This window comes from Parafrankia irregularis, assembly GCF_001536285.1.
Classification (GTDB): domain Bacteria; phylum Actinomycetota; class Actinomycetes; order Frankiales; family Frankiaceae; genus Parafrankia; species Parafrankia irregularis.
In genome coordinates this window covers 21,617-35,882 of sequence record NZ_FAOZ01000045.1, presented here as the reverse complement: position 1 = coordinate 35,882, position 14,266 = coordinate 21,617, and the positions used below count along the sequence as shown (strand labels likewise).

The following is a 14,266-nucleotide window of genomic DNA, read 5'->3' as shown; positions in this document are numbered from 1 at the left end:
GACGGCCAGTTGGCGACGGTCTGGTCCACCGGTCGACACAGCATCGCCACCGGCCAGGCCAGCGGACCGCCTCTGCCACCCGGGGGTGCGCCGATTTCCCCGGCGGTAGCCGCCTACGCGATCGCGGTCTACAGCCGGCCCGGAGACACCATCTGTGACCCGGACTGCGAGCCGGGAGCCGTCGTGACCGAGGCCGTGCACGCCCGCCGTCACGCCGTCGGCATCACTACCGACCCCGGCCGGTGGGAGGCCGCCCGCGCCGCGCTCACCCGGGCGAAGGACCGCGGCGCTCGCGGCGACGGCATGATCCTCGACCGGCTGCCCAACCCCGAGTCCTGGACCGGACTCGGACCGGTCGACCTGGTCCTGACCGCGATCGGACCACCCGACCCCGCCGACCCGGCGGGTCCGGCCGGGGACCGGCTACGCGAACAGCTGGCCACGTACAAGGGTCTGCTTCGGCCCGGCGGGCACCTCGTCGTCATCGCCGCGTACCACGTCGGCGGCGGGATGGATCTGGCCAGTCAGGTCGCCGTCGCCGGCCGGGACACCGGCTGGCGACCTGTGCAGCGGGTCGTCGCGCTCACCGCCGTCCCCTACACACGGGATCTCGGCACCGACCGACCGCCGCTGAGAGCACGGGCCTATCCGGTCCACCAGGACGTGATCGTCTTCCGCCTCGACGGTCAGCGAGCGCACGATCCGCGACCGCCGGACCCATCGCCGGCGCGCGCCGCCCTCGACGCCTCGCCCCACTCGGCCGCCTAGACCACCCCTCCGCTGGCCGGGGCGGGGTGTGTTCACGCCGCCGCGGGCGGCTCTCGCTCTGGCTGGAGCCCCGCATGTCCGATCTGCTGCCCATTCCCGCGCTGCCGCCTGCCCCGCCTACGTCGGCCGGCCAGCCCAGCTGGTGGTGGCGCCTGACCCACCGCCGCACCGCCCGTGCCGCGCGGCGGGCACTCCTGCTCGCGGACCATCACGCCTGGACCACCGAACGCGCCCGCGTCGCCCAGATCGACCTGGTCCGCGCCGGTTTCCACCTCGGTCCCGTCCCCCTCGGCTATCGCCCCCGCCGCATCACCGAGCTCGGCACCGACGGGCGGGTCCGCCAGGGCATCCGCCTCGTCATCGCCCCCGGGCCCGCCTACATCATCGGGACGATCTACCAGTGGCGTGTCGAGGACGAACTCAGCCCCCGCGCCATCGCCACCCGCCTCCGCGCCGTCCACAACGACCGTCTCGTCCCGCTGGTGAGCCCCGCCACCAGGCGGCCCTGGCAACTGACCTCCACCAACGTCGCCCGCGTCCTGGCCAACCCGGTCTACACCGGCGCCACCGTCTGGGGCCGCACCCACGCCGGCCAGCCCGTCCCACCCGACCAGTGGATCGTCTGCCCGCACGCCCACCAGCCGATCATCGACGGCCGCACCTTCCTCCGCGCCCAACTCCTCACCACCCCCGAGGCCGCGATCATCAGCCCGCACCTGCCGCCCTGGGAATTTCCCATCCCTCCTGGACGCGACCTGGGTAGCGACGAAAATTCTTTCGGCCCTGAGACGCCGGATGGGCGCGGGAAGTGATCGGTGAACACGTCCGAGCGATTCCCGCACCCAGTTATCGCCTGGAAGTACCCTGTTCGCGCAGCGGCTTCCGTAGACGCCAAAGAAATATGCGTACGATGACGGGCGAACGAAGCGGAGAATGTGAAACCAAGGTTCACGTCGTCATGCCACCCAGTCCGCCGCAGATGACGCCGCAAATCGCACTGTCCCTGCTGCGGGTGATCCGAATCATTCATCGGCGGCACGCCACCGGGGATGGTCCGCCGAAAAATAACGACAGAACCTCGACGGCGAGGGAATAGCTAGAGAGAGGAATCCGCTGATGATCAGGTTCGCGTTCGAGGGTCGATGCTCCACGGAGGACAACCAGGATCCCGAGTCCTCGCGGGCGTGGCAGATGAACCGGGCCAAGGCGCTGATCGAGCCACATGGCGGTGAGATCGTCGCGGAATACTTCGACGCCGGCCAGTCCCGCGCCCTTCCCTGGCAGCGGCGCCCCATGGCCAACAAACTCCTCCAGGACCTTAAAGATCCTCGCCGCGGATTCGAGGCGGTGGTCATCGGTGAGCCGCAGCGCGCCTTCTACGGTAACCAGTTCGGCCTTGTCTTCCCACTGTTCAGTCACTACCAGGTACCCCTGTGGGTACCCGAGGTCGGTGGGCCGATCGATCCCGACAACGAGGCCCACGACCTCATCATGTCGGTGTTCGGTGGGATGTCCAAAGGGGAACGCAACCGGGTAAAGGTGCGGGTGCGCGCGGCGATGGCCGCCCAGGCCAAGGTGGAAGGCCGCTTCCTCGGCGGCAGACCCCCGTACGGCTATCGGCTGATCGATCTGGGCCCGCATCCGAACCCGTCCAAGGCCGCTGACGGCCGGCAGCTCCACGGCCTCGCACTGGACGAGGTGGCCGTACCCGTCGTCGTTCGGATCTTCGTCGAGTTCCTCCGCAGCCGCGGCATCTTCGCGATCGCGGAAGGACTGACGAGGGACGGCATCCCCAGTCCGTCCGCCCATGATCCTGCCCGTAACAGCCATCGCAGCGGGAAGGCGTGGTCGAAGGGGGCCGTCCGGGCGATCCTGACGAACCCCCGCTACACCGGGCGGCAGGTCTGGAACCGCCAGCGTAAGGACGAGGTGCTCCTCGACGTCGAGGATGTCAGCCTCGGCCACACCACCAAGCTGCGGTGGAACTCCGCGGAGACGTGGATCTGGTCGGAGGAGGCGGTCCACCCGGAGATCATCGACATCGAGACGTTCACCCAGGCGCAGCAGCTTCTCGCCGGCCGGGGGAGAGGAGCAGGTGACCAGAAGACCCCGCGGACACGCCAGCCGTACGCCCTGCGCGGCGCGGTTCACTGCGGTGTCTGCGATCGCAAGATGCAGGGCCACACTGTCCGCGGGGAGGCCTACTACCGGTGCCGCTACCCACAGGAATACGCCCTGGCCAACACGATCGCGCATCAGGCGAACGTCTACGTCCGCGAGGACGTCCTCGTCCCCGCGCTCGACAGGTGGCTCGCGGACACGCTCAGGCCACCCCGGCTGGCCGAGACCCTGGACGCCATGGTGGCCGCGCAGGAGGGTCCCTCCGAGGACGATCGGGCCGTCCAGCGCGCCCGCCAGACGATCGAGGAAGTCAACGCCAAACTCACGAGGTACCGGGCCGCCCTGGACGCGGGGGCCGACCCGGTGGTCGTGACCGGATGGATCGCCCAGGCACAGGCCGAGAAGACCGCCGCCGAGCGGGAGCTGCGTGAGGCAAACAAGAACGACACAGGGAAGCTGACACGCGAGGAGATCAGTGAGATCGTGGAGTCGCTGGGCGACATCGCCAGCGCCTTGGCGGAAGCGGAGCCGGCAGAGAAGGCGGATCTGTACCGCTCACTCCAGCTACGCCTGACCTACCACCCCACGACCTCCACGGTAAGGGCCGACATGAAGATCGACACAAGTTACCGTGGGGTAATGGAACGTGTCCGAGGGGGGACTTGAACCCCCACGCCCGTTAAAGGGCACTAGCACCTCAAGCTAGCGCGTCTGCCATTCCGCCACCCGGACGAGTGGTGGTTCTGGGCTGCTCGCCCGAACCGAGGATGACTCTACACGCTCGCGGGGGCGTCTGACGCTACGCCCGGCCACCAGAGGATCAAGCGCCGATCCAGAGATCGCGTCGGGGCCTTGACATCGCGCGTTGATGTGCTCCTGGGGCGTCCCGGACGCAGCTCGTGTGAACGTTGACCTCGGCGACGACGAGCTCGGTGACGACGTGGCGGACGTGGGCGGGTCCGCCGGCGTCGCTCGTCGTCGAGCAACGCGGAACCACGACCGCACCCGCCGTCGCCGTTGCCTTTGGCCGAAGATGTGCGGCGGAGGACGTCACCGCTCCGTGACGGAGGCGAAATCGGTGCGGTGATCGTGTGCCCACTGTACGAGCGTGCGGCCGGGTCGGCCGGTCAGCTCGGTGACGCCCGGCCGCACGCGGTCCGGTTCGGTGAGGGTGTCATGCCAGTAGGCGAGCAGCATCGCGACGATCGGCTCCGGGATGAACTCGCCGACGTCGGCGCGGAACTCCTCGGGGGTGATCTCGACGGACCGCAGCTCGTGGCCGATGCCCGCGCCGATGGCGGCGATCTGCTCGGCGCGGGTCAGCGACTGTGGGCCGGTGAGCGGGATCGCCCGGCCGATCAGGGCGTCGCGCAGCAGTGCCGCCGCGGCCGCGTCCGCGATGTCCGCCTCGTGGATCGGCGCCTGGGTGGACCGCAGGTACGGTGCGCGGATCGGCCAGCCGTTCCTGGTCGGCCACGCCCAGGCGAGCAGGTTGTTGGCGAAGGTGCCTGGGCGCAGGATCGTCCAGGCATCGGTGCGCGAGGTCACGGCCGCCTCGATCGCCGTGTGGTGGAGCTGGCTCGCCGAGCCCTCGTCGCGGGCATGCTCTTTCGCCGCGGCGAGTGAGGAGAGCACGACGAAACGTTCCACGCCGGCGGCGATCGCCGCGGTCATGAACGCCTCCACTCCGCTTTCGGCGGGGAACACGAAGGCCTGCCGCACCCCGCCGAACACCAGGTCGCCGAGGGTGGAGGCGTCGCCGAGATCACCTGCGACGGCCTCGACGGCGGCGGGCAGCGACACCTTCCCGGGATCGCGGCTGAGTGCGCGCACGGTCTCGCCCTGATCGAGCAGGGCGTTGACAAGGTGGCTGCCGACGGCGCCGGTGGCACCGGTGACGAGGATGGTCATGGGCTGTGTCTCCTGTGGATGTGCGCCTCGGCGCGCCTCGGTGGGGTCGAGACCCAGCGTGGCGCCCGCTGAGGTCAGCTCCTGTCCTCAGGTTGGACGAACCCGCGTCCCGGATTCCGATTTGTGGAATGGTTGATCAACACCCTGTGCGCCCGCACCCGGAGGCATCTGGACGTCCGTGCCGGATGATGGGCGTCGAGGGCATGGCGCCCGACCACGTGACCTCCTCGTCCTCGTCCCGGAGTGCTTCATGACGACCCGACACCTCGGCGACGACGTCACCGGGGCCCCGGACCCCGCCGGGCTCGTGACCTCGCTGCGCGCCCTGCACGCGACCGGCCACACGAGGCCGGTGGCCTGGCGGCTGGCCCAGCTCGATGCCGTGATCCGGCTGCTCGACGAGCGGGAGAGCGATCTCGCGGGCGCGCTCGAGCAGGATCTGGGCCGCAGCGAGATGGAGGCCTGGCTCGCCGACATCGGGTCGTCCCGCGCCGAGGCCGTGTACGCCCGCAGGCACCTGCGGTCGTGGATGCGCCGGCGCCGCCAGCGTCTTCCGCTGCACCAGTGGCCCGGGGCCGGCTGGGTCCAGTACGAGCCGCTTGGCGTCGTGCTCGTCGTGGGGCCGTGGAACTACCCCGTCTACCTGTGCCTCGCGCCGCTGGTCGCCGCGGTCGCGGCGGGCAACTGTGTCGTCGTCAAACCGTCAGAGCTGGCTCCGGCGACGTCCGCTCTGCTGGCCCGGCTTATCCCCGAATACCTCGACGCCGACGCCGTCAGGGTCGTGGAAGGCGACGGGCAGCTTACCCAGGGGCTGCTCGCGGCCGGCTTCGACCATGCGCTGTTCACCGGCGGAACGGAGATCGGCCGCAAGATCATGGCCGGGGCGGCGGGCACCCTCACCCCGGTCACCCTGGAGCTCGGCGGCAAGAGCCCGGTGATCGTGGCACCGGACGCCGACCTGGACGTCGTCGCGCGCCGGGTCGTCTGGGTGAAGCTGATGAACTCCGGGCAGACCTGTATCGCGCCGGATTACATCCTTGTCGACGAGCAGGTCAAGGACCGGCTCCTCGAGCGGATCATAGCCACGATCGCGGAGTTCCGCGCGGGTGCGGCCGGCGGGCTGCGCATCGTCAACGCACGTCAGTTCGACCGGCTGGCGGGCTATCTGCAGTCCACCAAGGGCACCATCGTCAGCGGTGGCGCGGTCGACGAGGCGGCGCTGACGATCGAACCGACGGTCGTCGTCGATCCCGGGACCGACGAGCCGCTGATGCGGGAGGAGATCTTCGGCCCGATCCTGCCGGTCCTCGGCGTCGACTCGGTCGAGGAGGCGGTGCGGTACGTCAACCGAGGCGACAAGCCACTCGCGGTGTACGTGTTCAGCGGGTCGCGGGCGCTGGCCCGGCGGGTCGTCGATCAGGTCCCCGCCGGCGGCGCGGTGATCAACCATGTCGCGGTGCACTGTCTCGTCCCGTCGCTGCCGTTCGGCGGGGTCGGCGCCAGCGGGATGGGGGCCTACCACGGTGAGTGGGGCTTCCAGACGCTCAGCCACCGCGAGGCGGTCCTCGCCCGGAGCAACCGGCCGGACCTCCGGTTCGTCTACCCGCCGTACACGCAGCGGGCGCGACGCCTCCTGCGCAGGCTCCTGTGAGTGCGTAGGCTCCCGTGATCCGCCGGCTCCGCGAGACGCCCGCCGCGGTGTGGGCGTGCGCTGGCGTTTCGGGTGTGCCGTATGCCGTGTGCTGTGCGCCGCTGCCCCGGTACCTGCTCGACGTCCGGAAACTAACATCCGAGCCAGAACGCAGTGGTGCGTTCGGGGGCGTGGGTGTCAGGAGGATGGGATGTCGGGAGTCGACGGTCGCGTAATCATCGTCACGGGTGCCGGGGGTGGGCTCGGCCGGGAGTACGCCCTGCTGCTCGCCGCGAACGGAGCGCGGGTTGTCGTCAACGACCTCGGCGGTGCCCGTGACGGGTCGGGCTCCGGCTCGGAGATGGCGGACAAGGTCGTCGCCGAGATCCGGGAGGCCGGCGGGGAGGCGGTCGCCAACTACGACAGCGTCGCCACCGCCGAGGGCGCGGCCGCGATCGTGGCGACGGCCCTCGACGCCTTCGGGGCCGTGCACGGCGTGGTCAGCAACGCCGGGATCCTGCGTGACGTCTCATACGCGAAGATGACCGACGCGCAGTGGGATGCCGTCATCCAGGTCCACCTGTACGGCGGTTACAACATCACCCGCGCGCTGTGGCCGCACTTCCGCGAGCAGCGGTACGGGCGCATCGTGGTGATCACCTCGACCAGCGGCCTGTTCGGCAACTTCGGCCAGTCCAACTACGGCGCCGCGAAGATGGGCCTGGTCGGTCTCATCAACACCCTGTCGATCGAGGGCGCGAAGTACGACATCACCGCCAACGCGATCGCCCCGATCGCCGCGACCCGGATGACCGCCGACATCGCCTCCGCCGACCTTCTCGCCAAGCTTTCGACCGCGTTCGTCGCGCCCGTCGTGACCCAGCTGATGACCGATGAGTGCACCGACACCGGCTCGGTCCTCGTCCTCGGCGGTGGGCTCGTACAGCGGGTCCAGCTGTTCCAGAACGCCGGTGTGCAGTTCGAGCAGCCCCCGACTCTGGCCGAGGTCGCCGACCGCTGGGCGGAGATCACCGACATGTCGGCGGCCGTTCCCGCCAAGAACCCGCTGCACTGAGCAGGTAACCAGCTGAGCCGCTAACCAGCTGAGCCGCTAACCCGCTGGGCCGGTAACCAGCTGAGCTGGTAACCCGCCCGGGCCGCGGGCCCGGGCGGCGGTCCGCCGGGGAGGGCGGCCGTCGCCGGGGCCTCGTGTCTGCCTGGGAGAAGGGCCCGCATCCATCGGGAAAGATGATGGGTCGTCATCGGGCTTCGTCGTTGGACGTGGCGGATCTTCCTGACGCAGGATCACACAGGTGACCCGTTACATCATCATCGGGGCGGGCGCGGTGGGCGCCATGCTCGCCGCCCAGCTCACCGAAGCGGGCATCGACCACGTGCTGGTCGGCCGCGGAGAGCACATCCGGCGGATACGTGAGGACGGCCTGCGGTATGTGCAGCACGGCGAACCGCGGACCGTGCGTGTGTCCACCGCGTCAGACCCCGACGAGGTCGACCTGCGCGGCGGTGACCTGCTCGTGCTCGCCACGAAGGTGCAGGACGCCGAGGCCGCCGTGCGAACCTGGGCGTGGCGGCCGGTCGACCTCGACGGCGGGCCGGGGGTCGCGGCCGAGCTTCCGTTGCTGACCCTGCAGAACGGCCTCGACGCCGACCGCATCGCGCTGCGCCGGTTCGCGCGGGTGCTCGGCGGCACGATCCTCACCAGTGCCCACTACCACAACGTCGGCGAGGTGCGCTCGGGTGCGCGTGACGCGATCGGCGTCCTCACCGTCGGTGGCGCACCGCGTGGCACCGACCCGGCACTGGAGGGCGTCGCGGCCGACCTGCGCCGTGCGGGGTACATCGTCCAGCTCACGGACGACGTCACCCGCTGGAAGGCTGCGAAGCTGCTGCACAGCGTGCGCAACGGGCTGGAGGTCTTGGCCGGCGACGATGACGAGGAGCGGTCAGCCCTCGGCCAGCGCCTCGTCGCGGAGGCCCGAGCCGTGTTCGAGGCCGCCGGTCTCTCGGTCGCCGACACCGCCGCGGAACGCACGGAGGACCTCTCCACGTTCGGGATCGATCCGAACTCGGGCGTCGTGTCGGGCCGGCAGTCCACCTGGCAGAGCTTCGCCCGCGGCGTACCCAGCGAAGCCGACTTTCTGAACGGCGAGATCGTGCTGCTGGGCCGGCTGCACGGCGTCCCGACCCCGGTCAACGCCGCACTGCAGCGGGTGCTCGGCGAGGCGGACGCACGCCGCCTGTCACCCGGAACCCGCACCCTGCGGGAGGTGACCGAGCTGGCGGCATTTCCAGCACGGACCTGACGGCGCCGCGTCGCGGACGCCCGACCCACCTGGTGAGATCTGATCATGGGCGAGACGCTCGATCCCATGCCGACCCCGATCGATCACCAGCAGCTGGCCGCCGAGCCCATCGCGAAGGCCCGTGCCGAGGGCGTGGACCTCGTCGGGCCCGGTGGGCTGCTGACCGGGCTGGCGAAGACCGTGCTCGAAGCCGCTTTGGAAGCGGAGATGAGCGCGCCTGGGTTACGACAAGCACGACCCTGCGGGCCGTGACAACGGGAACTCCCGGAACGGGATCCGGACGACGACGGTCCTGACGGAGATCGGCCCGGTCGAGATCGATGTTCCTCGGGACCGTGCCGCCAGTTTCGAGCCGGTGATCGTGCGTAAAAGGAAGCGCCGGTTGAACGGCATCGATCAGATCGTGCGCTGTCCCTGGCCGCCCGCGGGCTGACCACCGGCGAGATCTCCGTGCGTTTCGCCGAGGTCTACGGCGCGTCGGTGTCGAAGGACACGATCTCCCGGATCACTGACGAGGCCGTCGCCGAGATGACCGAACAGCCGTTGCGCCATAGGCCGATGATGGCCGGGTAGCGGCCGCCCCAATAATCCAGGCGTTTTGGTCACCTGGATTCTCCGCGGGCAGTCGAGGGTAATCGTCTGCCGGAAACGCGGGCTTTGGCTGCTTCACGCCAATCACCTCGATGGTTGGCGGCGCACCATGGATTCGATGTCTGTTCATACGGGGGAAACTTTCCGGCGAGGCCCTCGCGGTTTCATTCCAATGCCAGCCAAAGAACTCTTCGGACCTGCCCACCAAGACGGAGGGAATGTGCCTGAAATGAGTGGCATGGAATTCGGCTTATCCACGCGAAGGCGCAGGCGGGGAGCGATATCGATCGCGATCCTCCTCGCGCTGGCCCTGGTGTGCACACTCACCCGGACCGCCGAGGCCGCTGGGCCGAACCCAGGCGGGTCCTCACCGGCCGGGCCGAACCCAGGCGGGTCCTCGCCGGCCGGATCCGGAACGAATGCGGTAGCGGGATACAGCTTCACGGTCGCCGACGGCAAGGGGACCGTGAGGATACCGCTCCCCGCGGGGTTCGATCGGGGCCTGGTGAACTCCTGGGTCGCCGAGACGAACGGGCGGAACGCGCTGCTGAGCGACACAATCCAACAGCGGTTGACCGCCTATCCGCTGGCGCTGCCGGGCAGCCGTCCCGTCGATGTGAACGACTTCGACGGCTCCTTCGCGGTGAAGGGCACAAGTCTGGTCGCCACCGTCGAGTCGGGTGAGGTGCATACAAACACGACCTGGTGGCAGAACACGCTCCTGGCGGTCGGCACCTCCGCATTGGGGGTGGTGGTCCGGCTCACCTGCCTGCTCGGGATGATCGCCATGCTCGGTCCGGCGGGCGTCCTGGCCAAGACGACCTGCGCGGTGCTCGGGGGCTTCGTCGCAACCTTCGTCTACAAGATGATGCTGACAAAGATCAACAACAGGCCGCTGAACAGTGAGGAGTGGTTCGAAGTCCTGAGCGTCGCGCTGGCGAACGCCTGGGCCGGCAACGGCCTCTGGGAGGGCGTGGCCGGGCCCTGGGTCGAAAGGCACGGGGTGGAGGTCATGACCAGACTGGCCAACTCGTTGAAGGCGCTCGGTCGGGCGGCGGTTGCCAGATGGCCGTGGCTTGGCACAGCTGCCAACTGGGTCGGCGACGTCATCAACAACTGGGCGCCCAGATTTCCTGGCGCGGTGAGATCGGCTGTCGGCAACACGCGCCCGGTCGCCGGTGCGCGGAGAGCAGCTGTCGGCGGCACGGACACAACAACCGGCGCGCGGAGAGCAGCTGTCGGCGGCACGGACACAACAACCGGCGCGCGGAGGGTGGCCGTGCGGTGACCAGCGTGGCGACGGTGCCTGATCGCGGCTTCGTCGCCGGTGGCGGGTGAACCCCGGCCTGCCTGGCGTCGGCGATGCCGGCGCTGGGCAGGCCGCCCACGGCCCGCGGCAGGTCGGACGGCGCGCAGGGGCAGACCGGGAAAATCCCTGCCTGACCGGGCTGAACCCCTCTGGTCGGTGAGGAGGCCGCGGTCCTGAGGATGATGCATCGGTGAGCAGCGTGTCGGATGCCGCCGAGATCTTCCGGACTGTCATGGGCCGGACGCCCGAGGGGGAGTGGGTCGCGCCTGGCCGGGTCAATGTGATCGGCGAGCACACCGACCACAGCGAGGGGCTGGCGCTGCCGATCGCGTTGCCCCAGCGGGTCGTCGTCGCCGCGGCGCGCCGCGACGACCGCCATCTCGTCATCCACTCGGCCCAGATGCCCGACGACAGACGCACCCTTCGGCTGGACGAGCTGGAACCCGGCGACGCCAGCAGCCACAGGGTGGGCAGCGGAGCTGACAGCCCCGGCGGTGTCGACGGCTGGGCGGCCTACGTGGCCGGTGTCGCCTGGGCGCTGCGCGAGGCAGGGCATCACCTCGGCGGCGTCGACATCGTCGTCGACGGGGACGTTCCGCAGGGCGCCGGGCTGTCCTCCTCGGCGGCGCTGGAATGCGCCACCGCGCTCGCCCTGCGGGATCTGTTCTCCCTCGCGGTCAGCCGCCCGGAGCTGGTCCGACTGGCCCAGCGGGCCGAGAACGACTTCGTAGGTGTTCCGTGCGGGATCCTCGACCAGTCCGCGTCGCTGCTCGCCACCGCGGGGCATGCGCTGCTGCTCGACGTCCGAAGCCAGACATCCGAGCAGATCTTCTTCGACCTGGCCGCCGCCGGCCTGACCCTGCTCGTGATCGACACCCGGACCGTCCGCGCCCTGGTCGACGGTGAGTACGCGGCCCGCCAACAGGCCTGCCTGCGGGCCGCGAGGCAGCTCGGCCTGCCAGCCCTGCGTGATGCGACCCTGGACGACGTCCGCGGGCTCGCCGATGCGGAGCTGCGCCGGCGCGCCCGCCATGTGGTGACCGAGAACGCCCGCGTCGCTGAGACCGCCGCGATCCTGCGCGGCGGCGGCGGCGGTGACGTGCGGGCGATCGGGCCGCTGCTCACCGCTTCCCACATATCGCTACGGGACGACTTCGAGGTGACCGTCCCTCAGCTCGACGTCGCCGCGGCGGCCGCCGTCGCCGCCGGGGCGTACGGAGCCCGGATGACCGGCGGTGGTTTCGGAGGCTGCGTCATCGCCCTCGTCGACGAGGACCGGGCCGACCAGGTGGCCGTCGAGGTGAGGCGGGAGTTCGCCCGGCTCGGCTTTCAGCCGCCCACCCACTTCCGCGCCGTCCCGTCCCCGGGAGCGCACCGGATCGGCTAGCGCGCCGGATCCGCCGGTTCAGCGTGCCGGATCCGCCGGTTCTGGTTCGTGGCCGGACGCTCGTCCGGTCACGGCACCGCCCACAGCCGGACGGTTTTGTCCCAGCTGCCGCTGGCCACGATGCGCCCGTTCGGGGAGAACGCGACTGATGTCACCCAGTCGGTGTGCCCGACCAGCGGCTGCCCGAGAGGGCGCGGGGACGTCCGGTCGGTGACGTCCCACAACCGCACAGTCTGGTCCGCGGAGACACTGGCCAGAGTGCGCTCGTCCGGAGAGAACGCCACCGACCAGACGAGGCTGCTGTGGCCAGCCAGTGGATGCCCGAGAGGTCGTGGACTGGCGGGGTCGGTCACCTCCCACAGACGGACCAGGCCGTCCTTCCCGCCGCTGGCGAGCGTCCGGGTATCCGGTGCGAACGCCACCGTGTAGACGCCGCCGGGGTGACCGTCCAGCGGGGCACCGAGCGAGTGAGGAAGAGCCGGATCCGTCACGTCCCACAGGCGCACGGTGCCGTCCAGACTGCCACTGGCCAGCGTTCTCCCTTCTGAGGACAGCGCGACCGACCACACCCGGTCGTGGTGTGCGGCGAGCGGCTGCCCGAACGGTCGCGGTGCAGCCCGGTCGGTGAGATCCCACAGCTGAACCATGCCGGCCGCGCCGCCGCTGGCCATGACACGTCCATCCAGGCTGCGGCCCGCGGACGACGGGAAGGCCACCGCGTGCGCATAGCCGGCGGCCACCGGCAGCGGGGCGCCGAGGGAATGAGCCCTGGACGGGTCGGTGACGTCCCACCGGCGCACTGCGCTGTCCTTGCCAGCGGAGACCAGGGTCCGCCCGTCGGGAGAAAAGGCAACCGAGGTGATTCCGTCGGTATGTCCGAGCAGCGGAGAGCCGAGTTGATGCGGGTGGAAGGGATCACTCACGTCCCACAGCCGCACCGCTCTGTCTCGACCACCGCTGGCAAGCGTGCGCCCGTTCGGAGAGAAGGCGACGGCCGTCACCCAGTCGGTGTGGCCCGCCAGCAGACCCACCTGGTGGGGCCTGGTGTCACCTGCCCCCCGGCTGATGGTGGCGAAGAGAAGTGCGGCAACCGCGGACAGCAGCAGCACGCCGGCGGCCGCCACGCCACGCCGACGGAATCGCGGCCGTGTGGAGCGGCGATGCGAGCGCGACTGCTGCTGCTGCTGCCCAGACCGGGCGGACCGGGACGGATTCGGAGCTGGCGCCGTCGGGCCACCGGGGTCGATCGTTCGCGGAATGGTCGCGGCCGCTACCGCGATCGGGAGAACGGAGCGAGCCTCGGCGGCGGCTCGGACGTCGTCGTCCAGATGCACCCGGATCCCCGAGCGGCCGAGCCAGCCCGGGCCGTAGCTGTCCGCGGCCGCTTCGGCGAGGTCGACCGCGAATGCCTTCGCCGACGGCGGCCGGCCCCCCGGGTCCTTCGCCAGCGCCCGCAGTATTACGTCGGCGACTGATGGAGGAATCCCGGCCGGGCGCCGAATACTGTGGCCGGGCCGTGCCAGGTGAGGTTCTCCGAAGACCTCGTCAGACCATTCACCGTCGAAGGGAGCCTTCCCGGCGAGCAGCAGGAAGAGCATCATGCCCAACGCGTACAGATCTGTGGCCGGTCCAAGCCGGCCGCGTGCGACCTGCTCAGGTGCCATGAATAACGGGGTGCCGATGACCGCGCTCGCGGTGGCCGCGGACCCGAACACCCGCTTCGCGATCCCGAAATCGACCACCTTCACATGGCCGGCAAAATCGAACATCACATTGTCGGGCTTGATGTCACGGTGCAGCACGCCACGAGAATGCGCGTAGCTCAGGGCCCCGGCGACCGCCAGACCGACCGCGCAGAACTCCTCCTGACCCATTTCTCGTTGCCGGCGGGAAAGGCTGCCGCCGGCCAGCATCTCCATCACGATCACATCGAAGTCGTCACCTGGGCGGAAGTCATGGACGCGGACGATATGCGGGTGGTCGAGACTCGCCATTATCTGCGCCTCGTCGGCGCCGAAGGGCCGGCGACGCCCACCCGGGGCCAGCACCTTGATCGCCACCTCGCGTTGCAGGTTGCGGTGCCAGCCTGCCAGTACCAGTCCGAAGGATCCCGCGCCGATTTCGTTGCCGAGATCGTAGCCGGGCAGCGTCGCTGCCACCCGTGCCCGGTCAAAAAGCATGACCCGGTGTCTCCCCTGTCAGGACATGCGCAACAGGCGCGCGTG

General features: G+C 70.0%; 10 protein-coding genes, 1 tRNA gene and 1 pseudogene. 9 read left to right on the top strand and 3 right to left on the bottom strand.

The window, feature by feature from the left end; all coding sequences use genetic code 11:
- The first annotated feature begins 9 nt into the window (after nucleotides 1-9).
- The 3 genes from AWX74_RS35910 (at nucleotide 10) to AWX74_RS35900 (ending at nucleotide 3,555) form a co-directional block, all read left to right on the top strand.
- Nucleotides 10-768: an SAM-dependent methyltransferase gene (locus tag AWX74_RS35910; protein ID WP_226930812.1), complete on the top strand. Its 759-nt coding sequence runs from the start codon at nucleotides 10-12 to the stop codon at nucleotides 766-768.
- A 74-nt stretch (nucleotides 769-842) separates the two neighbouring features.
- A complete protein-coding gene (locus AWX74_RS35905; RefSeq protein WP_091286017.1) occupies nucleotides 843-1,580 on the top strand; it encodes a recombinase family protein in 738 nt (245 codons plus the stop codon).
- 304 nt (nucleotides 1,581-1,884) lie between these two features.
- Nucleotides 1,885-3,555: a recombinase family protein gene (locus AWX74_RS35900; RefSeq protein WP_091286012.1), complete on the top strand. Its 1,671-nt coding sequence runs from the start codon at nucleotides 1,885-1,887 to the stop codon at nucleotides 3,553-3,555.
- On the opposite strand, the gene AWX74_RS35895 is transcribed toward AWX74_RS35900, so the two are convergent.
- A tRNA-Leu gene (locus AWX74_RS35895) sits at nucleotides 3,537-3,621 on the bottom strand. The genes AWX74_RS35900 and AWX74_RS35895 overlap by 19 nt on opposite strands.
- 318 nt (nucleotides 3,622-3,939) lie before the next feature.
- On the bottom strand, nucleotides 3,940-4,800 hold the full coding sequence (locus tag AWX74_RS35890) for an SDR family oxidoreductase (RefSeq protein WP_091286010.1): 861 nt from the start codon (nucleotides 4,798-4,800) through the stop codon (nucleotides 3,940-3,942).
- 250 nt (nucleotides 4,801-5,050) lie between these two features.
- Here AWX74_RS35890 and AWX74_RS35885 point away from each other — a divergent pair, with 250 nt between their 5' ends.
- The 6 genes and pseudogenes from AWX74_RS35885 (at nucleotide 5,051) to galK (ending at nucleotide 12,041) form a co-directional block, all read left to right on the top strand.
- Nucleotides 5,051-6,451, top strand: a complete 1,401-nt coding sequence (locus AWX74_RS35885) for an aldehyde dehydrogenase family protein (RefSeq protein WP_091286008.1) — start codon at nucleotides 5,051-5,053, stop codon at nucleotides 6,449-6,451.
- 190 nt (nucleotides 6,452-6,641) lie between these two features.
- Nucleotides 6,642-7,505: an SDR family oxidoreductase gene (locus tag AWX74_RS35880; RefSeq protein WP_091286005.1), complete on the top strand. Its 864-nt coding sequence runs from the start codon at nucleotides 6,642-6,644 to the stop codon at nucleotides 7,503-7,505.
- 238 nt (nucleotides 7,506-7,743) lie between these two features.
- A complete protein-coding gene (locus AWX74_RS35875; protein ID WP_091286003.1) occupies nucleotides 7,744-8,754 on the top strand; it encodes a ketopantoate reductase family protein in 1,011 nt (336 codons plus the stop codon).
- A gap of 45 nt (nucleotides 8,755-8,799) precedes the next feature.
- A pseudogene (locus AWX74_RS35870) lies at nucleotides 8,800-9,291 on the top strand (transposase); the annotation flags it as partial.
- Nucleotides 9,292-9,811: 520 nt separating this feature from the next.
- Nucleotides 9,812-10,633, top strand: a complete 822-nt coding sequence (locus tag AWX74_RS35865) for a hypothetical protein (RefSeq protein WP_131799624.1) — start codon at nucleotides 9,812-9,814, stop codon at nucleotides 10,631-10,633.
- A gap of 211 nt (nucleotides 10,634-10,844) precedes the next feature.
- Nucleotides 10,845-12,041: a galactokinase gene (gene galK / locus AWX74_RS35860; protein WP_207550486.1), complete on the top strand. Its 1,197-nt coding sequence runs from the start codon at nucleotides 10,845-10,847 to the stop codon at nucleotides 12,039-12,041.
- A gap of 68 nt (nucleotides 12,042-12,109) precedes the next feature.
- Here galK and AWX74_RS35855 read toward each other — a convergent pair whose 3' ends face one another.
- Entirely contained in the window at nucleotides 12,110-14,221 is a 2,112-nt protein-coding gene (locus AWX74_RS35855; RefSeq protein WP_091285996.1) for a WD40 repeat domain-containing serine/threonine protein kinase, read from the bottom strand.
- Between the last annotated feature and the right edge of the window lie 45 nt (nucleotides 14,222-14,266).

Coding starts and splice junctions, on each gene's coding strand:
- AWX74_RS35905 (WP_091286017.1), top strand. CDS start 843: ATGTCCGATCTGCTGCCCATTCCCGCGCTGCCGCCTGCCCCGCCTACG.
- AWX74_RS35900 (WP_091286012.1), top strand. CDS start 1,885: ATGATCAGGTTCGCGTTCGAGGGTCGATGCTCCACGGAGGACAACCAG.
- AWX74_RS35890 (WP_091286010.1), bottom strand. CDS start 4,800: ATGACCATCCTCGTCACCGGTGCCACCGGCGCCGTCGGCAGCCACCTT.
- AWX74_RS35885 (WP_091286008.1), top strand. CDS start 5,051: ATGACGACCCGACACCTCGGCGACGACGTCACCGGGGCCCCGGACCCC.
- AWX74_RS35880 (WP_091286005.1), top strand. CDS start 6,642: ATGTCGGGAGTCGACGGTCGCGTAATCATCGTCACGGGTGCCGGGGGT.
- AWX74_RS35855 (WP_091285996.1), bottom strand. CDS start 14,221: ATGCTTTTTGACCGGGCACGGGTGGCAGCGACGCTGCCCGGCTACGAT.